The organism is Paraburkholderia sp. SIMBA_054 (genome assembly GCF_046534875.1).
In the GTDB taxonomy this organism is placed as follows: Bacteria; Pseudomonadota; Gammaproteobacteria; order Burkholderiales; family Burkholderiaceae; genus Paraburkholderia; species Paraburkholderia hospita.
This window is the reverse complement of the sequence record NZ_JAWRXV010000008.1, coordinates 110,357-130,191: the sequence shown is the minus strand read 5'-3', so window position 1 is coordinate 130,191 and position 19,835 is coordinate 110,357. Positions and strand designations below refer to the sequence as shown.

29 protein-coding genes are annotated in these 19,835 nt (G+C 60.6%); 17 read left to right on the top strand and 12 right to left on the bottom strand.

All coding sequences use genetic code 11. The annotated features are described in order from the left end of the window. Positions 1 to 42: 42 nt before the first annotated feature. The 4 genes from SB822_RS12215 (at position 43) to SB822_RS12200 (ending at position 3,514) form a co-directional block, all read left to right on the top strand. A complete protein-coding gene (locus SB822_RS12215; protein ID WP_410854775.1) occupies positions 43 to 939 on the top strand; it encodes an NmrA family NAD(P)-binding protein in 897 nt (298 codons plus the stop codon). Between the two features lie 261 nt (positions 940 to 1,200). After that, complete coding sequence (locus SB822_RS12210) at positions 1,201 to 2,079, top strand: NmrA family NAD(P)-binding protein (RefSeq protein ID WP_410854774.1); 879 nt, start codon at positions 1,201 to 1,203, stop codon at positions 2,077 to 2,079. Positions 2,080 to 2,156: 77 nt separating this feature from the next. Next, positions 2,157 to 2,903 (top strand): SDR family NAD(P)-dependent oxidoreductase, encoded by a 747-nt coding sequence (locus SB822_RS12205; protein WP_410854773.1) that lies wholly within the window; start codon positions 2,157 to 2,159, stop codon positions 2,901 to 2,903. 44 nt (positions 2,904 to 2,947) lie between these two features. Further along, entirely contained in the window at positions 2,948 to 3,514 is a 567-nt protein-coding gene (locus SB822_RS12200) for a carbonic anhydrase (RefSeq protein ID WP_410854772.1), read from the top strand. Positions 3,515 to 3,537: 23 nt separating this feature from the next. Here SB822_RS12200 and SB822_RS12195 read toward each other — a convergent pair whose 3' ends face one another. The 3 genes from SB822_RS12195 to SB822_RS12185 all read right to left on the bottom strand — a co-directional run bounded on the left by SB822_RS12195 (position 3,538) and on the right by SB822_RS12185 (position 4,721). Next, positions 3,538 to 3,795: a hypothetical protein gene (locus tag SB822_RS12195; protein ID WP_410854771.1), complete on the bottom strand. Its 258-nt coding sequence runs from the start codon at positions 3,793 to 3,795 to the stop codon at positions 3,538 to 3,540. Positions 3,796 to 4,087: 292 nt separating this feature from the next. Then, a complete protein-coding gene (locus SB822_RS12190; protein WP_007748194.1) occupies positions 4,088 to 4,231 on the bottom strand; it encodes a hypothetical protein in 144 nt (47 codons plus the stop codon). Between the two features lie 238 nt (positions 4,232 to 4,469). Beyond that, on the bottom strand, positions 4,470 to 4,721 hold the full coding sequence (locus tag SB822_RS12185) for a hypothetical protein (RefSeq protein WP_161556759.1): 252 nt from the start codon (positions 4,719 to 4,721) through the stop codon (positions 4,470 to 4,472). 80 nt (positions 4,722 to 4,801) lie between these two features. Here SB822_RS12185 and SB822_RS12180 point away from each other — a divergent pair, with 80 nt between their 5' ends. Next, entirely contained in the window at positions 4,802 to 5,251 is a 450-nt protein-coding gene (locus tag SB822_RS12180; protein ID WP_079503078.1) for a type II toxin-antitoxin system HicB family antitoxin, read from the top strand. Positions 5,252 to 5,297: 46 nt separating this feature from the next. Here SB822_RS12180 and SB822_RS12175 read toward each other — a convergent pair whose 3' ends face one another. Beyond that, positions 5,298 to 6,107: a transglutaminase-like domain-containing protein gene (locus SB822_RS12175; RefSeq protein ID WP_410854770.1), complete on the bottom strand. Its 810-nt coding sequence runs from the start codon at positions 6,105 to 6,107 to the stop codon at positions 5,298 to 5,300. Positions 6,108 to 6,131: 24 nt separating this feature from the next. Beyond that, a complete protein-coding gene (locus SB822_RS12170; protein WP_007748203.1) occupies positions 6,132 to 7,007 on the bottom strand; it encodes a transglutaminase N-terminal domain-containing protein in 876 nt (291 codons plus the stop codon). Between the two features lie 283 nt (positions 7,008 to 7,290). Between SB822_RS12170 and SB822_RS12165 the strand changes: the two genes are divergently transcribed. From SB822_RS12165 to SB822_RS12155, 3 genes are read left to right on the top strand one after another with little or no spacing between them, the layout of a single operon-like run. Further along, entirely contained in the window at positions 7,291 to 7,608 is a 318-nt protein-coding gene (locus tag SB822_RS12165; RefSeq protein WP_007748206.1) for a hypothetical protein, read from the top strand. 53 nt (positions 7,609 to 7,661) lie between these two features. Beyond that, positions 7,662 to 7,847, top strand: coding sequence for a hypothetical protein (locus SB822_RS12160; protein ID WP_007576648.1), 186 nt, complete (start codon positions 7,662 to 7,664; stop codon positions 7,845 to 7,847). Continuing rightward, on the top strand, positions 7,848 to 8,114 hold the full coding sequence (locus SB822_RS12155; protein WP_007576646.1) for a DUF1488 domain-containing protein: 267 nt from the start codon (positions 7,848 to 7,850) through the stop codon (positions 8,112 to 8,114). It abuts the gene before it with no gap. A gap of 43 nt (positions 8,115 to 8,157) precedes the next feature. On the opposite strand, the gene SB822_RS12150 is transcribed toward SB822_RS12155, so the two are convergent. Further along, complete coding sequence (locus SB822_RS12150; protein ID WP_007576644.1) at positions 8,158 to 8,409, bottom strand: hypothetical protein; 252 nt, start codon at positions 8,407 to 8,409, stop codon at positions 8,158 to 8,160. A gap of 144 nt (positions 8,410 to 8,553) precedes the next feature. Further along, positions 8,554 to 9,291, bottom strand: a complete 738-nt coding sequence (locus tag SB822_RS12145; RefSeq protein WP_318268340.1) for a GntR family transcriptional regulator — start codon at positions 9,289 to 9,291, stop codon at positions 8,554 to 8,556. A 216-nt stretch (positions 9,292 to 9,507) separates the two neighbouring features. Here SB822_RS12145 and SB822_RS12140 point away from each other — a divergent pair, with 216 nt between their 5' ends. The 7 genes from SB822_RS12140 (at position 9,508) to SB822_RS12110 (ending at position 14,945) form a co-directional block, all read left to right on the top strand. Continuing rightward, positions 9,508 to 9,915 (top strand): RidA family protein, encoded by a 408-nt coding sequence (locus tag SB822_RS12140; RefSeq protein ID WP_410854769.1) that lies wholly within the window; start codon positions 9,508 to 9,510, stop codon positions 9,913 to 9,915. A 51-nt stretch (positions 9,916 to 9,966) separates the two neighbouring features. Further along, the gene (gene tauA / locus SB822_RS12135; RefSeq protein WP_007748221.1) at positions 9,967 to 10,974 is read left to right on the top strand and encodes a taurine ABC transporter substrate-binding protein; all 1,008 of its coding nucleotides are present in this window, start codon (positions 9,967 to 9,969) and stop codon (positions 10,972 to 10,974) included. Positions 10,975 to 10,983: 9 nt separating this feature from the next. After that, entirely contained in the window at positions 10,984 to 11,763 is a 780-nt protein-coding gene (locus SB822_RS12130; protein ID WP_410854768.1) for a taurine ABC transporter ATP-binding protein, read from the top strand. Then, a complete protein-coding gene (locus SB822_RS12125) occupies positions 11,760 to 12,623 on the top strand; it encodes an ABC transporter permease subunit (RefSeq protein ID WP_007576633.1) in 864 nt (287 codons plus the stop codon). The genes SB822_RS12130 and SB822_RS12125 overlap by 4 nt, the downstream gene beginning before the upstream one ends. Beyond that, positions 12,620 to 14,176, top strand: a complete 1,557-nt coding sequence (locus SB822_RS12120; RefSeq protein WP_410854767.1) for an FAD-binding protein — start codon at positions 12,620 to 12,622, stop codon at positions 14,174 to 14,176. Before SB822_RS12125 ends, SB822_RS12120 begins: the two co-directional genes overlap by 4 nt. A gap of 14 nt (positions 14,177 to 14,190) precedes the next feature. After that, positions 14,191 to 14,523 carry a ferredoxin family protein gene (locus SB822_RS12115; protein WP_007576629.1) on the top strand — a complete coding sequence of 111 codons (333 nt, stop codon included), beginning with the start codon at positions 14,191 to 14,193 and terminating at the stop codon, positions 14,521 to 14,523. 125 nt (positions 14,524 to 14,648) lie between these two features. Then, positions 14,649 to 14,945: a hypothetical protein gene (locus SB822_RS12110; RefSeq protein ID WP_079492540.1), complete on the top strand. Its 297-nt coding sequence runs from the start codon at positions 14,649 to 14,651 to the stop codon at positions 14,943 to 14,945. 58 nt (positions 14,946 to 15,003) lie between these two features. On the opposite strand, the gene SB822_RS12105 is transcribed toward SB822_RS12110, so the two are convergent. The 5 genes from SB822_RS12105 to SB822_RS12085 all read right to left on the bottom strand — a co-directional run bounded on the left by SB822_RS12105 (position 15,004) and on the right by SB822_RS12085 (position 18,337). After that, positions 15,004 to 15,231 carry a hypothetical protein gene (locus tag SB822_RS12105; RefSeq protein ID WP_039899706.1) on the bottom strand — a complete coding sequence of 76 codons (228 nt, stop codon included), beginning with the start codon at positions 15,229 to 15,231 and terminating at the stop codon, positions 15,004 to 15,006. A 32-nt stretch (positions 15,232 to 15,263) separates the two neighbouring features. After that, positions 15,264 to 16,496 (bottom strand): acyl-CoA dehydrogenase family protein, encoded by a 1,233-nt coding sequence (locus tag SB822_RS12100; protein WP_079492537.1) that lies wholly within the window; start codon positions 16,494 to 16,496, stop codon positions 15,264 to 15,266. 15 nt (positions 16,497 to 16,511) lie between these two features. Continuing rightward, positions 16,512 to 17,090, bottom strand: coding sequence for a peroxidase-related enzyme (locus SB822_RS12095; RefSeq protein ID WP_079492534.1), 579 nt, complete (start codon positions 17,088 to 17,090; stop codon positions 16,512 to 16,514). Positions 17,091 to 17,279: 189 nt separating this feature from the next. Continuing rightward, entirely contained in the window at positions 17,280 to 17,933 is a 654-nt protein-coding gene (locus SB822_RS12090) for a peroxidase-related enzyme (protein WP_410854766.1), read from the bottom strand. A 17-nt stretch (positions 17,934 to 17,950) separates the two neighbouring features. Beyond that, on the bottom strand, positions 17,951 to 18,337 hold the full coding sequence (locus SB822_RS12085; protein ID WP_410854850.1) for a hypothetical protein: 387 nt from the start codon (positions 18,335 to 18,337) through the stop codon (positions 17,951 to 17,953). Here SB822_RS12085 and SB822_RS12080 point away from each other — a divergent pair. Beyond that, positions 18,244 to 19,083, top strand: coding sequence for an ABC transporter permease subunit (locus SB822_RS12080; protein WP_410854765.1), 840 nt, complete (start codon positions 18,244 to 18,246; stop codon positions 19,081 to 19,083). The two genes, SB822_RS12085 and SB822_RS12080, sit on opposite strands and share 94 nt — an antisense overlap. Next, entirely contained in the window at positions 19,080 to 19,823 is a 744-nt protein-coding gene (locus SB822_RS12075; RefSeq protein ID WP_410854764.1) for an ABC transporter ATP-binding protein, read from the top strand. Before SB822_RS12080 ends, SB822_RS12075 begins: the two co-directional genes overlap by 4 nt. The last annotated feature ends 12 nt before the right edge of the window (positions 19,824 to 19,835 follow it).

Here is a 19,835-nt window from a genome sequence, read left to right as displayed (position 1 = left end):
CAGCGATTTTTACGCGCTGCGGCTTCGTATCTGGAGTAATTGATGATGACCACAGTTCTCGTGAGCGGCGCTTCTGGCGACACCGGCCGTCCGACCGTCGAGCGCCTGCTCGAGAAGGGTTTTCATGTCCGCGCGCTAGTGCGCAAGGATGACCATCGCGCACAGCAACTGCGCAATCTGGGCGCCGAGGTCGTATTCGGCGACATGATGAGCCTGCGCGATATTCGCCTCGCCATTGCCGGCGTCCAGCGCGCCTATTTCTGCTTTCCGCTCGCCGAAGGGCTGGTCGAAGCGGCAGTGATCTTCGCACAGGCCGCAAAAGAGCAGGATCTGGAACTGATCGTGAACATGTCGCATAAACAGTCCCGTCCCGCCGCGCGCAGCAAGGCGACGCAAAACCACTGGCTCTCCGAGCAGATATTCAACTGGTCCGGGGTGCCTTCGGTGCACCTGCGAGTCACGTTCTTTGCCGAGTGGCTGCTCTATATCGCGCCACAGATCCGCTATGGCCGCTATGTGATGCCGTACAACAAGGACAGCCGCTTCGCACCCATCGCCGGCAGCGACATTGCGCGCATCATTGCGGGCGTTATCGACAATTCGGCCCCTTACGTCGGAAAGGCACTGGCGCTTCACGGGCCCGTCGAATACAGCCATGAGGAACTCGCCGCCGAAGTGAGCCGCGTGCTCGGTAAAGAGCTTCCCTACGAGCATGTCACCGTATCGACGTTTCTTGAACTGTTCGGCCTCCAGCATGCCGATGCGATGCGGCGCCATTTCGAAGCCGTCACGATCGATCAGCAAGAAGGACTGCTGGCAGGCACCGACAGCACCGGTACGGAAATCATCGGCCAGCCGCTGACGACGGTTGAGCAGTTCATCAACGCGAACCTGTCGAAGTTCGTCATCGAGTACCCGCTGCAAGCGCCCGCGCACTGATCAGGTGTGGGCCGTCCGGAAGCGCGTTCAGACGCTCCGGACTCCGCTCGAACCGATTCATGCTGTTCCAGGATAGGTCATAGCTTCAAACGACGGCTACCGCATTGCGCCGCAATACGCGATATTTAGATCCAAGGAAACGAATCGCCGATTAGAAGAAAGCGATTCACCGAGTTGGTCTGTGTGATGCATGCCATTCGCGTGGGTCACGACGGTACGGCTTCGAAATCATTCAACTCTAGTTACTAAGGAATATTAACTATGTCAAAGAAAGTCTTGATTACAGGCGCCACGGGCGATACGGGTCGCGCCGCGGTTCGCGAGTCGATCGCGCTCGGTCTCAGCGTGCGTGCGATGGTGCATCGTAAAGACGACCGGTCGGCGGCGCTCGAAGCGCTCGGCGCTGAAGTGGTCGTCGGCGATCTTCTGGAGATCAATACCGTTCGCGACGCCATGAAAGGGGTGGACGCGGCTTATCTGGTTTGGCCCGTGCAGCCCGGACTGATCAACGCGACCGTGAACTTCGCCCAAGCCGCCAGGGAAACAGGCGTCAAGACCGTCATCAATCTCTCGCAGCGCTCAGCCAACCGCGAGTCCACCAGCGATTCGTGCCGCGACACGTACATCGCGGAAGAGATTCTCAACTGGTCGGGTCTGCCCGTCATTCATCTTCGTCCCACTTACTTCCTCGAGTGGCTGCTCTATCCCTGGCAACTTCCGTATCTGCAACAAGGCATTCTGCGCATGCCCGTCGGCAAGGGTCGTCACTCGCCCATCGCAGCCGACGATCAAGGCCGCGCCATTGCCGCGCTGCTGAAAAATCCGGAAGGCCATATCGGCACCACGATCCCGCTTTCCGGTCCCGTCGAAATGGATCACGAGCAGATGGCAACGGAATTGTCCGAGGCGCTCGGTCGCAAGATCGTCTTTCAGGATCTGCCGATCGACGAATATTGCAGCTCGATCGAGGCGATGGGCGTACCGCCTTATATCGTCCAGCATCTGCGCGGCGCAATGGCCGACTACCACAATGGCCGGATGTCCGGCACGGATGACAACGTCGAAAAGCTGACGGGCCGCAGGTCGATGACCGTTGGCGAATTCGCCCGCCTTCACGCCGACAAGCTCAACGGCAAATGACATCCGCGGGTTCCCGCTCGCTTCTTCGAAAACGGGAACCCACCGCTATTTCCAATCGAATTCGAAAGGTCATCATCATGCAACTCTCTAACTCTGTCGTGCTCGTCACTGGCGCAAATCGTGGCATTGGGCGCGTATTTGTCGCCGAACTGCTCAAGCGAGGCGCGTCGAAGATCTATGTCGCCGCGCGTGACACCACATCGCTCAAAGCGCTTCTCAAAGATGGCGATCGACGGCTCGTACCTCTTCCGCTCGACATCACCGACCCCGATCAGGTGGCCGCTGCCGCCGTCATCGCATCGGACGTGACGCTGTTGATCAACAACGCCGGCTACGCCGCTTTCGAAGGCGCCATCTCCGCACCCGACATCGACCACGCCCGCCAGGAGATGGAAGTCAATTATTTCGGCACGTTGGCGCTAACCCGCGCGTTCGCTCCCGTATTGGCCAGGAACGGTGGTGGCGCACTGCTCAACATGCTGTCGATGCTCTCGCTGATCAGCCTGCCCGTGGCGGCGACCTACTCGGCCTCCAAAGCGGCGAGCCTGTCGCTGACCCGCAGCGTGCGCGCTGAATTGAGCGCACAGGGTACGCAGGTGGTCGGCGTCCTCGCCGTTCAGACGGAAACGGAAATGGGCGCGAAGCTGCCCGAGCCGCGCATGACGCCGCAGGAAGTCGTCACGGATGCGCTCGATGCGATCCAGGCCGGCACCAATGACGAGATCGTCGCCGGCGATCAATCTCGCGGCATTCACGCAGCCTTCACAGCCGATCCGAAGGGATTGCAGGCAATGATGTCCATGCGGCTGCCACAACGCGCGTAACCCCCGCCTAACCCGATTTCTCACGATAAACGATAGAGGTAGTCATGGACTTTTTCGAAACGCTCTCTCACCGCAACGCTGAATTCGCGGAAACCGGCTTTAACGCCGATCTGAAGATGCTGCCGTCGCAACGCACGATGATCATCGGTTGTGTCGATCCGCGCGTCGATCCAATGGACGTGCTCAAGATGGCGCCGGGTGAAGCGGCCATCATCCGTAACGTCGGCGGACGCGTGAACCCGGCGCTGCTCGAAACGATGGCGATCCTCGGCACGGTGTCGCGCGCGGCAGGAGAAGCAGTCGGCGACGGCTGGAAGCTGATCGTGCTTCAGCATACCGATTGCGGAATCAATGGTTGCTACCATCACGCGCCGAGGTTGCTGTCGAAGTATATGGGTGTGGCAGACGACAAGCTGGACGATCTCGCAATTACCGATCCGTACAAGGCGGTCGCGCTCGACGTAGCATCGCTGAAAGCCAACCCGAATCTTCCGGGCGGATTCACGGTGACAGGTCTCGTCTATGACGTAGAGACCGGTCATGTCGAGACAGTCGTTCCTCCCGCGCCGCTGCGGCCCGAGCAGGATCAGCGCCAGGCTCGTCCAGGTTGAACGGGCTGCCGCCTCACATTAGTTCATTGAACATCGGACAACAACGAACCGTCGATAAACGTGCGCGCCCGCCGTTCGCCGTATGAGAAGGCATCATCCGGCGATAAAAACTCCAGTCGCTCGGGAAGACTGGCAATGGGTGTGGACAGCACTTGGAGCGAGATTATCGACCACGACACAGAGTAACGTAGCTCTCTTCCGCTGAGCGAGACGACGTTGTTGGCCGTGACTTCAACATCTATGCTGTAGCCGCGATATGCTTCACAGGACTGGCTACTCATGGTGACTCCCTCTTCAAGGCAATCAAATGTCGATTGGCATTCGCGCCTTTTCGAAAGCGCGAAACTGCATCGCGAAGTGAGGGGGAAAAAGTTGAATCATGATATGAATAAGGTGCGGGTAACCGAGCGCTAGCGAGAATATACAAGGCTTTCCCCGATTTACCCGAACTCGCAGTGATAATCCGATCTCTGACTTAATCCCCTTCGTTAATTCGCTTCCCCGACTACCTGTCTGATCCGCTCCCGGCGAATGCATAAGAACGCCCACGTTCTCAACGCCAGGAGCCACAGATTATTTCTTGTTTGCACCTTCTTCGTCTCGTGCTGTTGCCTTCGGCGTAGTCTTCCAGGTGGAAAGGTTCGCCGCAGGAGACGGCTTTTTCGGCTGTTTAGGCTTCTTTGCCTCGCGATTACCGCGCAGTTGACCCTTTGCCATGATGATTCTCCCATTTTCGCCCAGCCGCGGGTGCGGCTACGTTATCCCGTCATTCTGTGCGCATTTATAGCGGCTGTCGCGATCTATTTTCTTGTGCCAGCTATTTTCTCCGGGCGTCTCGCCGCCGTGAGCAGCGCGCTCCCCTGCCGGCTGCGATCCGCTTTCGTCCAATCAGCGACGCGCCCGACGCTTCCTGGGCTTTGGCGGCGTCAGCGCCGCGGTCCAGAAATTGACAGTCTCACGCTTCGCGGCGGCTGCCACGCGTCCGCGCGCGGATCCAGCCACGGCATTCGCGCCACTCAGCCACATGCTCAAGAACGGGTTCTTTTTCAGCCATGGATTTTTCATGAATACGCCTCCCGATGTCCGGGAATTCCTCGTAGTGGGTTAGAGAAAACAGTAGCGCAATGGACATTCCCGCCCAGTGCGGCTCCTTCCCCGCTTCATCACGATTTAGTTTGCGTTTCCTCCGCTTTACGCGCATCGTCAATTCAGTCCCTTCGCCTTCCCACCATTTCCCGTTCCGGATCCGCGCGGCTGCACACGGCGAGGATCATTTGAGGAGCACTTATGCAATATCCCGTTTATGTATGCCGCGATGGCGACGCTGGCTTTCGCGCCAGTTTCCCTGATTTTCCCCGCGCCGAAGCACAGGGAAAATCGTTTGGCGAATTGAAGCGCAATGCGCAGAAGGTCGTCGAGTTGATGTATGACCAAAGCGAGCAACTCATACCTGCGCCGACCAACAGCACATCGGAATTGCACGAGCTCGATATGGATGACGGGGAAGGACTCTGGATGTTTATCGACATTAATCTTGCGCGGGTGACGTCGAAAGCAGTAGGCGTACAGATCAGTCTGCTCGAAGATGTGTTGCGACAAATCGATGGCGACGCAAAGGAGCGTCACATGACCCGCTCCGCGTATATCACGCTTGCCGCGATGCACGAGCTTCGCAGCCGTTATGGCGTGCAGTCGGCGACTACACCCGGTTCCCTGCGGCGTTTTACAGACGGATGACCCTACTTGCGCCGGGACCGCGCCTCACGTCCCATCGTTGGTCCGCCTAGCCCTCTTCAGGAGCGCAATGCACGGTGAATTCAACGAGCTTGGCCGGACCGAACGTATTGCTGATTGCGACGTCGGCCGCATCCCGTCCTCGGGCCATCAGTACCCGTCCAATGCGTGGCACGTTGTTGCGCGGATCAAATGTTTGCCAGCTCCCGCCCACATAAGCTTCGAACCAGGCCGCGAAATCCATCGCACTATGAGGCGGCGGCACACCGACGTCACTGATATACCCCGTACAGTACCGCGCGGGAATATTCATCGCGCGACAGAATGTGACGGCCAGGTGTGCAAAGTCTCTGCACACCCCGCGTCGTTCGCGATAGACATGACATGCTGTCTTCGTCGATCGGGCAAACTCATAGCCGAAGTCGATATGCCGATGTACGAAATCACAGATCGCCTGCACGCGATCACGGCCGGGCTGCACCTTACCGAACAGTTCCCAGGCAACCTCGGACAACAAATCGGTCTCGCAGTAGCGGCTGCCCAGCAGAAACACCATGCATTCGTCAGGTAATTCCTCGACGGGATGCTGGTGACCCCAAAATGCCGTTTCCTCGGGCCGATCGGAGACATCGAGCAACGCGGTCGTCGACATCTCGAAGCGGCCCGGCGGCGCAACGAGCCGGCTGCAGAGATTACCGAAACCATCCCGATACTGAGCAATGCCGACGGGTGGATTAACGACAAGAAGGTCGGCCGACAGCACATTCTGCACACACGAGAAGTGCGTGTTGAGCATCAGCATCATTGGCGTATGCTGCTCGCACTCGTAAATCAGTCTATAGCCTACGCGAAGCATCATTACAGCGGCCCCTCGAAGAAAAATTCAACAGCCGTCCTCGGTGACACTGACGTCGACATCCAGACCCCTGAACGACGCGGGTGCGCCCGTCCACGTTCCCCACAAAGGCAACGCCTGGTGCTGGTCCCAAGCCACGGCAACCCGGATCAGATGCTGATTTCCGATAATGCTGTTGGTCGGATCGAAATCCACCCATCCTGCGCCGGGCAGAAATATCTGCAGCCACGCGTGAGTGGAACCGCCTCCTGACGTGGCGTCATGATCCGGAACAAAAACATAGCCACTGACGAACCGTGCAGCGAGTCCGAGAGAACGAACGGCATCGATCATCAGAACCGCGAAATCCCGGCAACTCCCACTACGAAAACTCAGCGTATCAGCCGGACGGTAGACGCCTTTCTCCGTGCGCCGGGCGTAAAGAAACTGCTCTTTGATCTCAGCCGTCATGTCTCTGAGCAACGCCATCGTCGAGGTGTCGCGGCCTTGCGCAATGAAAGACTGGGCCCATTTGTCGACATCCGCATCGGGATGCCGCCGGCTTCGTGCGTTGACCAGTTCTGTTGCTTCATCGTTGGTGTACGCGAATGGCCAGGTTGCGGCATACGGCTCGATCGCATACTCGGGCGCGGGCGCTTCGTAATGCTCGAGCGTGACGCTACTATCGAATACGAGTTGGGACGCCTCTTCGGCGAACGTCGCGACTGCGACTGAATTGTCGAAGACGTCGTGCATCCAGTGCAGGCGCGAAGGCGTCGGCACAATACGCAATTCCGAGCTAACCAGACGCAAATCATGGCTGGACCTCGGGCGGAACATCATCCTGTGTTCGCCGAAGCTCACCGGCTCGGAATAGCGATAAACGCTTTTGTGCCGCACCGTGAGGCATCGCGGTCCACTCATGTCTTTCTTCCTTTCCGTCCATCACCGAAAGACGTGCTGTTCAGCATACACTGCTTTACAAAGTCAAAACTCCTCAATTTTTCAGGTTGCGGCATGGGCGATACGGCAGCACGTAAGGCATCGGTAAATCGCGCGCTTTGTGGAGAAATCGGTATAGATTGCGGGAATATGACTGGCGCGTTCGAATCTGCAGATGAACGAATTACGCCGCACGGTCACCAACAGTTCGCGCTTATCGAACAATAGGATTACACTCGAACTATAGTGAACGAAGGAGGCTCTCATGTTCGAAGCCACGCCTCAAAATACGTTCCGCGGCCTGCCACTGACCGCCGAACAGGACGCGGAAGTGCGACATTACATAAAAAGGAGAAAACAACGCAGCGCGCCCTGGAACACGCCCGAGCTGCACGCGATGCTCCACGACATGCTGGCACCTCCCGTCGACGAAGACGGCGCATCTGGCGCACCTTTCACTGAAACCAGGTCTGTCACAGAACGGGCGATCGCTTCGCTCGACGAGTCAATGGAACCCGTTGAGGCGAGCGAGGAACGCAACGCTGCAATCGAGGCGGAGGGAATGAAGCGCCCAATGCAGTAATCCGTATATGTCACAGCATCAAAATCATTCCGCAACTACTTTCTGGAATCCATATGCAAAAGCAAACCAAGGTGTATCCGGCCCCTCCTTCAAAGCAAAGCGACTACGCGAGCCAGCAGGCGGCGCGTGTCTCGGCGCAACAGAAGGCGGAAAACGAACGCGCGCAGAAGCGTCTAGAGATGGATGCCCGCCTCGATGTCAACGCGAGCAAGTGGCGATATGTCTGTAAGGGTGAATAAATGGCAAAAGCCAGCGCGGTAATCAACTTTCCCAATCCGGCCCGGATCCACGACGCGTCGAGACATTGCGTCTGCTTCTGGGGTTATGACAATGCCCGTGAGATTGTCTTCCAGGTCGATGATGTGGTGCTCGTCAAACTGAACCCCAACAAGGATTCTGACGAATCCTCGTTGCTCGCCGCATTCGACCACAACCGCGAAAAAATCCTGGAGATCGCGAGAACGGTGTACACCGGCGGCCCTCAGAACAAGTACACAATCTCCTGATCAGAAAGACTCGCCGAGTGCATGTGGGGCAATGCGACGCTCCCTAGTGTCGACGCCCGAGGTGCTTGCTGACGGAAAACTCGCTGGCAACCTCTCTGTGAACCTCGCTGACTGCGATCACGCCATTGCGTGCATTTCGCGGTTCCCAGTCGATTCCAATCGCCTCATCGGGCATTGCGCCCCTCGGAACAAGAAACATCTGCAAGCCCTGCGTATAACAGTCGTGATCCGGCAGGCGACGGTTGATCTCGTCCACGAATTCTTCCGGCGTGATGATGGGCTTTTCCATGTCCATGATGTGCTCCCTTGCTGTATGCCCACATTCCATTGACCTGCATATCGACGCGTGGATGCATTTACGCGTCGGATGAGTCGTGTTCAGAATAACAGGGCATCGACTGTTCGCGGTAACAAGCTGTACCCGACAACTCACCTCGATCTACCGCTTCGCCCGCTCGATACTCAACTGATACTGGAACGCATCGCCGCGATAGCTCAGCGCTTCGAAGAGAACAGGCGCGCCATCGCGGCTGTACACGAGCCTTTCAATCCCGAGCAACGCACTTCCGGACCCGACGCCCAGCGCGAGCGCGACCTTTTCGCTCGCCGGCATCGAACGGATCGACAGATCGGCATGGCCAATGCGCACGCCGCAATCCTGCTCGATCACATGAAAAATATCGCGGTTCTCGAGGTCCGCATCGAGCAACTGCTCCCCTACTTCTCGCGCCGCATACGTCAATTCGAACGATACGGCCAGGCCATCGAGCAAGCGCACGCGCTGAATTTCCGTTACGCGCGCTTCTGCTTCCAGTTGCAGACGGCTCGCGAGCTGGCTGTTGACGCTCACCACATGCACGCTTTCGACACGGTTCGACACACGGTGCCCGAGCGGCATCATCGCCTCGGAGAAGCTCTGCAGCGCGCTGATGTTCTGCACGGCGCGCGCTCTCTGCACGAAGGTGCCCTGGCCGTGAATCTTTTCGATCCATCCTTCCTGACGTAATCGCTCCAGCGCCTGACGGATCGTGATCCGGCTCACGCCGTACGACTCGCACAGCGCATGCTCGATCGGCAGACGCGATCCAGGCGGATAAGTGCCGTCGAGAATGCGTGCATGCAGCGCGTCGCGAATGCGCTCGTAGAGGGGCGCGGTGGATTGTCTGTTTCTTCTCATCGATATGTGAATGGTTGCAGCGACCCATCCGCTGCTGTCTGCATCATTGTGCCAAACAGCCAAACCCTGAGCCAAATCCAGCGGCCAGATAAGCATGTCAGAAATCATCGTTTTGCGTGCGACAAGCACAAATCTATACTCGCCTCACCATGACGTTGTTATAACAACGACGCATCGATTATCCAGCACTCAAGCCGTCCGGGGAGTCGAAACCGCATGTCTTCCATCGTGTTTCACCAGTCTCCAACAGCCGCCCCGCCGCCGCCATCGGCGCGTTATAGCCATGCGGTAGAGGCCAACGGCTGGCTACATGTGACAGGGCAGCTTCCCGTCGATCCTAACGCTCCAGACAAGCCCTTGCCTGAGGGCATCGAAGCGCAGGCGAAGCTGTGTTTTCACAACATCGAGCGAATCGTTCAACACGCAGGCTTTGCGCTGTCAGATACGGTTTTCGTGCGGATTTACCTACGCGATTTCAACGCCGATTACGCCGGCTTCAACCGTGTCTATGACAGCTACTTCGACGATGCGGCGCGACTGCCTGCGCGCACCACGATCGGCGTCGCGCAACTGGGCCGCGATGCCCGCGTCGAGATCGATGCGGTGTTGTATTCCGCGCGCTGAGCGTCGCGCCGCAAATTGACAGTGTTCGCTTATCAACCTGGGGACCATCCAATGAATACACGGTTTTTCGTTCGCCTCATCGCGCCGCTGTTCGCCAGCGCGATTCTCGGCGCGTCGCCCGCGCATGCCGCCGACAAGACGGTCACCATCGGCTATCAGACCGACATCGAGCCTTCGAAGATTGCTCAAGCCAAAGGGCTCTACGAGAAGGACAGCGGCTACCAGATCAACTGGCGCAAGTTCAACACGGGCGCCGATGTGATCGCCGCGATGGCATCGGGTGACGTGCAGGTCGGCTTCACAGGCAGCAGTCCATTAGCCGCTGGCGTCACGCGCGGCCTGCCGATCGAGACGTTTTTCGTCGCGGCGGAAATTGGCTCCGCCGAAGCATTCGTCGTGCGCAACGGCAGCAACATCAACACGCCGCAGGACCTGATCGGCAAGAAGATCGCCGTGCCGTTCGTGTCGACCACGCACTACAGCCTGCTCGCCGCACTGAAGCACTGGAACATCCCTGCGGATCGCGTGACGATCCTCAATCTCGCCCCGCCCGAAATCGCGGCGGCGTGGCAGCGCGGCGACATCGACGGCGCGTATGTGTGGGAGCCGGCGCTCGGCAAGATCCAGAAGACGGGCAAGGTCTTCACCACCTCGGCCGACGTGCGCAAATGGGGCGCGCCGACCTTCCTCGCCTGGGTCGCGCGTAAGGATTTCGCGCAGTCGCATCCCGACTTTCTCGTGAGCTTCGCGAAGGTGACGGGCCAGGTGAACGAGGACTATCGCAAGAACGGCGCGAACTGGACGGCGAGTTCGCCGGAAGTGACGGCGATTGCGCGTGTCAGCGGATCGGACCCTGCCGACGTGCCGCCGCTGCTGCACGGCACGACTTATCCGCTGCTCACCGAGCAGTCGGGTAGCGCGCTGCTCGGCGGAGGCACGGCGACGGCCCTCGCGGACACGTCGAAATTCCTCAAGGAGCAGAAACGCCTCGATTCCGTGCTGCCCGATTATCGTCCGACGGTCACTTCGGCCTATGTGCAGCAGGCAAGCAAACAGTAAGGCAAAGCGATGATCCGCGTTGAATCCGTCAGCGTCGACTTCGATACCGGCGTGGGACGCCGGACCGTACTGTCGAACGTCGATCTCGATCTGCGCGACGGCAGCTTCACTGTCGTGCTCGGTCCTTCGGGCTGCGGCAAGACCACCTTGCTCAACGTGATCGCGGGGTTCATCGCGCCCACTGCGGGCAAGGTCACGCTGGACAACGTCGCCGTCACCGGGCCGGGCGCGGAACGCGGCGTCGTCTCGCAGGACGACGCATTGCTGCCCTGGCAGAATGTCAAACAGAACATCGGTTTTGGCTTGCAGCTTCGAGGCGTGCCGCGCAGCGTGGTGCGCGAGAAGGTCGATTCGCTGCTCGCGCTGACGGGCCTCGCCAGCTATGCGGACTATCCGCTCTGGAAGATCTCGGGCGGCATGCGTCAGCGCGTGAACCTTGCGCGTTCGCTCGCCGTCGATCCGCGCTATCTGCTGCTCGACGAACCGCTCGGTGCGCTCGATTCATTGACGCGCCAACGCATGCAGGAGTATCTGCTGCAACTGTGGACGCGCTACGACAAAGGCATGTTGATGATCACGCACGACATTACGGAAGCGCTTTTCATGGCGACCGATCTGGTGCTGATGAAAGGCGATCCAGGTCGTATCGAATCCGTGCGAGGGCTCGACTTCGGCCGTCGCTTCGCGGCGGGCGAAAACGCGCGGGCCATCCGCAACGACCCGGCGTTCGTCCGGCTGCGCGATGAACTCGAAACCGGGTTCTTCGCCGATGAAGGAGAGACGATATGAATGCCGCCGATCACCCGGCGCGCGCCCCTTCCGCGTTGCCGAAGGCTACCGCCCGTTCCGGCGCGCCGCGCGCGACGCGGGCGCCGCGCTGGTCTTTGGCTGGCTCGCGTTGGATCAGTGCTGCGACCGTGATCGTGCTGATCGCGGCGTGGGGCATTGCGTCGCGTCTGGAACTCGTGAGCCCTGTCTTCATGCCATCGCCCGCGGCCGTGGCGAAGAAGTTCGTGACCGTGGCTATCGACGGCTCCAGCAACGCGACCCTGCTCGAGCACACGCTCGCGAGCCTGCACCGCATGCTGGCGGCGCTGTTGCTCGCGATCGTCACAGCGATTCCTGTGGGCATTCTCACGGGCATGAATCGCGTCGCGCAGGCCATCGTCGATCCGTTGATCGAGTTCTATCGCCCGATTCCGCCGCTTGCCTATCTGCCCCTCATCGTGATCTGGTGCGGCATCGGCGAGCCGTCGAAGGTGCTGCTCATCTGGCTCGCGGTGTTCGCGCCGCTCGCGATCGCCACGCAGCAAGGCGTGCGCCGCGTGAAGCCTGGGCGCATTCGCGGCGCAAGGGCGCTCGGTGCGACACGCTGGCAGATTGTGCGTTACGTCGTGGTTCCTTCTGCCGCGCCCGACGTGCTGACGGGCATCCGCATCGGCCTCGGCGTCGGCTGGTCGGTGCTGGTGGCAGCGGAACTGATCGCGGCCACGCGCGGGCTCGGTTTCATGATCCAGTCCGCCGGCCAATTCCTGGAGACCGACGTGGTCATCATGGGCATCATCGTGATCGCGCTGATCGCGGCTTCGATCGAATGGGGTCTGCGACGTCTGCAAAAAGCACTCGTGCCATGGGATGGACACGCATGAGCACGTCATCCGTTCATGCAGACGATATTGCGCTGCGCGCCGACGTATTCGTCGCGGGCGGCGGCCCGGCAGGCACATGGGCCGCGCTGATGGCGGCACGCAGCGGCGCGACGGTCGTACTCGCTGACAAGGGCTATTGCGGCACCTCGGGCGCCGCGGCGGCATCGAACAACAATGTCTGGTACGTGCCGGACCCCAACGAATACGAGCGTCATTTCAAGGAACGCTTTCGCTCTGGCGGCGAACTCAGCGAACTGTCATGGACCTCGCAGGTGCTCGAAACGGCCGCGCGCCAATTGCGTCGGCTCGAAGCGCTGCGCTATCCGTTTCCGCGCAGGGACGACGGCACGCCGAACCGCGCGACGCTGCGCGGTCCGGACTACATGCGCTTCATGCGTCAGCAGATCAAACGCGCCGGCGTGACTATCCTGGACCATGCGCCGCTGCTCGGACTCGTTCACGACGAGCGTGAAGGCCGCGTGACGGGCGCCTTCGGCGAGCGTCGCGACGGCTCGCGCTGGCGCGTGAGCGCGAACGCCTGCGTGATCGCCACAGGCGGCTGCGCGTTTCTGGGCGGCGCGCTCGGCACCAACGTCTGCACGGGCGACGGTCATCTCGCTGCGGCTGAGGCGGGCGCGCTCTTCTCGGGGATGGAATTCTCCAGCCAGTACGGCCTCGCGGCGGCGTTCTCGTCGGTCACGAAGGGTTTGCCGTTCATCTGGGCAAGTTACTCGACGGGCGACGGCAGTCCGATCCATATCGACGAGGACGACGCGTTCATCCCGGTCGCGAAGGCATTGATGAACGAGCCCGTGTTCGCCGTCTTCGATCGCGCGACGCCCGACGTCGAACGATGGCTGCGCTCGGGCCAGGCGAATGCGTTTCTCCCCTACGACCGAATGGGCATCGACCCGTTCCGCACGCGCTTTCCGGTGGGTCTGCGCCACGAAGGCACGGTGCGCGGCACGGGCGGCATCCGTCTCGTCGATACCGACGGCCGCACCGATGTGCCCGGCCTCTATGCGGCAGGCGATGCGGCATCGCGCGAATCGATCGTCGGCGCGCGCACGGGCGGCGGCTCGCCGAACGCGGCCTGGGCGATCGCCACGGGAAGCTGGTCGGGCGAGGCGGCAAGCCGCTTTGCGAAGCTGCATGGCAGCGCGTCGCCCGTCGACATCGAACCGCACTATGCGCAACTCGCGACAAGCGATCCACGCGCCGCCGCTGCGACGCTCGAACGCGACGTGCGTCCACCCGCTGTGCAGCTGTTTCGAAGCGAGCCGCGTCTCTCAGCCGCCTTGCGCGCGATCGACGAGGCACTCGCCGCCCGTTCCGGCGACGATGCGTCGCTCGCCGCAAGCCGCAGCGCCTATGCGTTGCTATACGTGGCGAAACTCTCGTACACGAGCGCGCTGGCGCGGCGCGAGACGCGAGGACTGCACCGGCGCGACGACTTCCCGTTGCGAACGGAGGACGCCTCGCGCCTGCTGATCGGCGGCGTGAAAGCGCCCGCTATCAGCTGGAAGCCCATCGTTCAACCTGAGATCGCCTGACAGGACCTATCGTTTTGATCGAACTTATCAGCGAATCACGCTGCACCGCGTGTGACCGTTGCGTCGATGTCTGCCCCACCAACGTATTCGATGCAGTGAAGGGGGGCATTCCCGTCATCGCGCGCCCCGACCAGTGTCAGACGTGCTTCATGTGCGAGCTGTATTGCCCGGCCGATGCCATGTACGTGCATCCGTTTGCAGCCGGCCACGTTGCCGTCGACGAGACACAACTCGTGCAAAACGGGGCGCTCGGCGCTTACGGCCGCGCGCTCGGCTGGACAAAAGCGCGCGCTGGCGGCACCGAACGTGACGAAACGCATCGCCTTTTCGAACTCGGCGTGACCTGACGCAAATACGATGTGCTGCTGTGTTCCGGATCCATGCTCGCGTGCAAACTGAGACGCACTGTCAAGTCATGACTTGATTCGCTCCTATCATTGCACCCATCGCAAGACAGGAGACGGGAACGGGTATGAACGCAGACACCATAGACTACGAAGCGCTAACGCTGGTGATGGAAAAGCGGATTGCCACCCTCGTGAAAGCCGCCAGAAAAAAACGGTCACGACATGAAGCGAGCGAACGGGTATTCTTCGCCGCAGCCGCAAACGAGGCCCTGTTTGTGTGGATGCTCCTGGCAAGCCGAATGAACTCGGACCTCTATCAAGCAGATAAGGCGCGATTGACCCGAATGATCGAGGATGTCGCGCCTGATTGCGCGCAACCCGTCGATGCACAATTTCATGCCGAAACCTTAGTGGTCGTATAAAGCCACGAACCGTACGGCCCTCAAAGGTGCATGGCGTGGCGGTGACGTCCCTGGCCCGTCAGCCGCCAATCTCACAGGGTGGCTTCGGCAACGGCTGATGGTCGGCGAATGCCGTTCCGCATCGTACGGCAAACGCCAGCGCCGATTGCCGGTTCGCAAAGTGCCCCAGGTCACCGAGCGAAGTCGCATCGCCATCCTGTTCGAGAATCGCCACGCGCGCCACGAATAAGCCGCCGCTTCTAGTCACCGAGGGTTGGACGGCCGCTCCGCAGTGGTAAAAAAGCATCATGCCTCCAGCAATCGGAACAAAGCGGGTTCTCAGGCGGGTACGCCGGCCTTGCCGAGCACGCCAAGCCAGGACTGGCCGATAAGCTCATGTGAAGCATCGGCATTGGGCGGATGGAACGCGCCGGCCCGCACGTCGCGATACAGCCGCTCCAGTTCGTTGCGCCTCGAAAGCGAACTCGCGCCCGCGATTTGCAACGCGAGGTTCACGACCCGCAGCGCGCCGTCGACAGCGTGCTGCTTCGCGGCCAGCAGCTTCGCAAGCCACGGCTCGCCTTGCGCATAGCCGCGCCACCATTGCTCGGCCGTTCGATCGAGCAACGCATCGATGCTCTCCAGCGCGATCGCCGCCTCCGCCACGCTCCATTGCGTCAGCGGCTTGTATGCGTAAGTGCGACCGCCCAGCGCCTGCGACCGGCGTGTGGTCGCGGACGCCAAAGCAAGGTCGAACGCCCGTTTCGCGATTCCGTAGTACACAGCGCCGAGCCCGGGCAGCACTGCGCCGAGAATGCCGTCGACGAACGGATCATCCGGGTCGCCGGCGGGCAGCACGCGGATCACGTGCGCTGCGGGCACTACCGCGCCGTCGAGCCACGTATCGTCGCTGCGCGTGGCGCGCAGGCCAAGCGCATCCCATGTCTGCGCCGTGCGATGACCGCCGCTGTCGCGGCGAATAAACGCATGCACGATCTTCGGATTCGCCGGATCGCTGTCGTCGCGTCCATGCACGCCGAGCCAGTCCCACGCGGGCGCGAGCGAGGTCAAAATCTTGTGGCCGTCGAACCGGTATGCACCGCCCGGCAACGGCGTCGCCTTGACGAGCGAATCGGCAAGTCCCAGATCGTTTCCGGGCTCGCCATGACCCGCTGCAAACACCTTCCCCGCCGCAATCTCGCGCAGAATCCACTCAGCCGAACGGTCCCCTCGCCGCCACAGATGCAACGCCGCCCCCGCCCAGTACAGATGCATGTTCAGCGCGAGCGCCGTGGCAGGCGCACGGTACGCCAGCCGCACCTGCTCGCGCACCAGTTCCGGCAGCGTCAGCCCCAGCCCGCCCAGTTCGAGCGGCACGCTTGCGCGCAAAAAGCCCGCTTGCTTCAGTTCGTCGAGGTCGGCTTCGAAGAACCGGTTCTCGCGATCGTAATCCGCCGCGCGAGCGCCGATCCGTTCGAGCAGCGCATCCGACAGCAACGGCAGCGCTGCCCTGTCAGCCGTCGTGCCGGGTTCGCTTCGGACGAGTCCTTCATGTTCCAGTGTCGTGCTCATGGTGAACCTCCCCTGTCACGCGGCGTCGCTGAAGTACCGGTCATCCGGCAGGACACCCGTCGAAATGAAAATGCGATTGGTATGGTTGAACCACGATGCCGTCTCGACGGCTTCGAGGATCGCCGCCTCCGACAAACCCTGCGCGCGGAGCCGGTCGAAATCAGCGGCCTCGATGTCTCGGGGCGTGCGTGTGATTTTCAGCGCGAGGCTGGCGAGCGCTGCTTCGCGCGGCGTGAGTTCAGCAAAATGGAGATCGACGGCAACACGACGCGCCTTCGCGGGATCGCCCAGCGCTTCCCCCAGCGCGTGCGTGTGATGAAGCGCGCACAACCCGCAGCCGTTGGCGGACGACACCACCACTGCAATCAACTCGCGCTCTGCAAGGGCCAGTTGCTGCCCGGACGCACTGAACAGACTGCCGAAATACTGCACGAAGCGCCGCGCCGTTTCCGGATTCAATGACAACGCGCGAATCCAGTTGTCGCCGCCCTGCTCGTCGATGAGCTTGCGAATATCGTCGGGAAGCGCGGTTCGTGCAGGCACCGCAAGGCGGGATAAAGCGGGTGCACCGATGTGGTCGATCACTGCTGCCATGTTTGCACTCCTTTTCGCTCGAAGGTCGAAGGGAATAGCTCTTGCGGACCATTATCAGCAGTGGCGCCGCGTTCTCGCCAATATCGATTCGCGATTTCGATTTCGCAGGAACTTCGATTCGGCGCTAAGGAAAGCAAATTTCCGTGATCGCTGCCTGGGCGGACGCAGAGCTTGCCCTTTCGACGTATATCAATGCGGCTTGAGGTCACGGCCCGCACAGAACTGATCGTCAGGGACGACGTTCAATGCGATGGTCAGCCGGTTTGCATAGCTGAAGAACGCGGATATCTCCAGTATCTCGACGATGGCTTCGCGTGTGAAACCAATCTGCCTGAGACGCTGAAGATCATCATCACCGATCGCGGTCGGGTCCCGCGTCAGACGCTCTGCAATGACGGCGAGTGCTTCCTCTTTCAGCGAGAGCCGCACATGATGAAATCCTTGCGCGATGCGTTGTGCCCGCACCGTATCGCCGAGCGCCGCGGCGAGCGCCTGGGTGTGATTGAACACGCAATAGCTGCACTGGTTCGCCGACGATGTCACCACTGCCACAAGCTCGCGCTCCGCCGCCGTCAGGTGACTGCGATGCGGATCGAAGAGATGCTCGTAGAAAACGACCAGACGGTAGGCCGTGTCGGGATTGATGGCGAGCGCTGCCAGCCAGTTCGGCACGAATCCGTATTGGCGCCGGAACTTCGCATAGATTTCGGCGACATGCGGCGGCAGCCTGCTTTCGTCCGGCACACCGAAACGGGAAACGGGTTCATGCGCTGTGTCTTCGGGTGATCGCTGTGCGGGCACGCGCGCAGCGACATCATGGATCTCCGGTTCAACGGTCGACATGCTTTCTCTCCTCGATATCAGGTGGACGTGCATGACACGATACTGCGCACGTCGAACATTCGTATGCCTGATTTCTCATAAGCAACTGATGGCAGATCGTTTCGAATGGCGTCATTGCATCTACTCTCTGAAACTGAAAAGCAAAGCATAAAAAAGCGTTTGTGATTGCGATCCGAATCGGCTTTTAATACGAAGCTCTCCTTTTGGAAGGCGCGTCTGTCTTTGAGGTTTTTTCTCTGCTTTGACATCGAATTGTGCGCATTAGCGCCGCAGCGGAGCGCTCTCTCTTCATCGCTATCATGGAACTCACGTGGCTGATCTAATTTCTTCTCGCAACAGCCATGTCTCTTCGACAAGAACACGCTCAGGCGTATCGAAAGCCGCGCTGTACAGGTGGCTTTCATGGCTTATTCCAGCGCTGCTCGTCGTGATCTGGGAGGCGGCCGCTCGCATCGGGGTCATCACGCCACAGGTGCTACCCGCTCCAAGCAGTGTGCTCGGAACCGCGCTGGATCTTGCCCGAAATGGTGAGCTTTTCGTTCACCTCGGTGTTTCGCTTTTGCGTGCTGTAGCCGGCTTCATCATCGGTGGAACGATTGGCCTTGCGCTTGGCATCATGGTTGGCTTCTCGCCGCTGGCCCAGGCGATCTTCGACCGATCGATCCAGATGGTGCGCGCGGTGCCCTTCCTGGCGATGTTGCCGCTCGTTATCGTGTGGTTCGGCGTCGGCGAGGTCGCGAAAATTTTCCTCGTTGCGCTCGCGGTTCTGTTTCCCATCTATATCAACACGATGCTGGGCATCCGCCAGATCGATCCAAAGCTGATGGAACTCGCCAAGGTGATCGGGCTGAACTGGCCGGCCGTCGTGCGACGCATCATCCTGCCGGGCGCGATGCCGTCGATCCTCACCGGCGTGCGCTACGCGCTCGCTCATGCGTGGCTCGCACTGGTCATCGCCGAAACACTCGCGACGACAAAAGGCATCGGCTTTCTGGCCATGGACGCCCGCGAATTCCTGCAAACCAACGTGATCGTGTTGACCATAATCATTTACGCGATCATCGGCGTCGTGGCGGACGCGCTGGTGCGCGCACTCGAAGGCCGCTTCCTGTCGTGGCACGCGAATTACGCCAATGGAGTACACAAGTGACCGCGAGCATTGCGCTTTTCCCCGATTCAAACGCCTCGGCATTCGTCGAGGATCGCGCGAGCAGTTCTGCGCTGGCGGTTTCGGTACGTGGCCTGCAGCGGCGCTATGGCACGCGTGTCGTCATCGATGCGCTGGATCTCGACATTCACAAGGGCGAATTCGTCGCTCTGCTCGGCGAAAGCGGCTGCGGCAAGACCACGCTGTTGCGCGCGCTCGCCGGGCTCGACCAGCCTGACGCGGGACAGATCCGCGCGCCTGAACGCCCTTCCGTCGTGTTTCAGGAGCATCGACTGCTGCCTTGGGCCACGTTGTGGGAGAACGTCGCCCTCGGTCATGAAACGACAATTGGCCGGGCTGGCGCGTCCCATGCACTGGCCGAGGTCGGTTTGTCGGGGCGCGAGAACGACTGGCCACGCAATCTTTCGGGTGGCCAGGCGCAACGTGTAGCACTGGCGCGCGCACTCGTGCGTGATCCCGCGCTGCTACTGCTCGACGAACCATTCGCCGCACTCGACGCGTTGACCCGGATCAAGATGCACGGGCTCGTCAAGGAACTCGTTGCACGTCATCAGCCGGGTGTGCTGATCGTCACGCATGACGTCGACGAAGCGCTCACGCTCGCCGACCGGATTCTTGTTATGCGCGCGGGACGCATCGCGGCTTCCTTCCAACCGAAAAATCACACGCCGCAGGAATTGCGCTTCGTCCTGCTCGAAGAACTCGGCGTGCAAACGCACTGATCGCATTCCTGC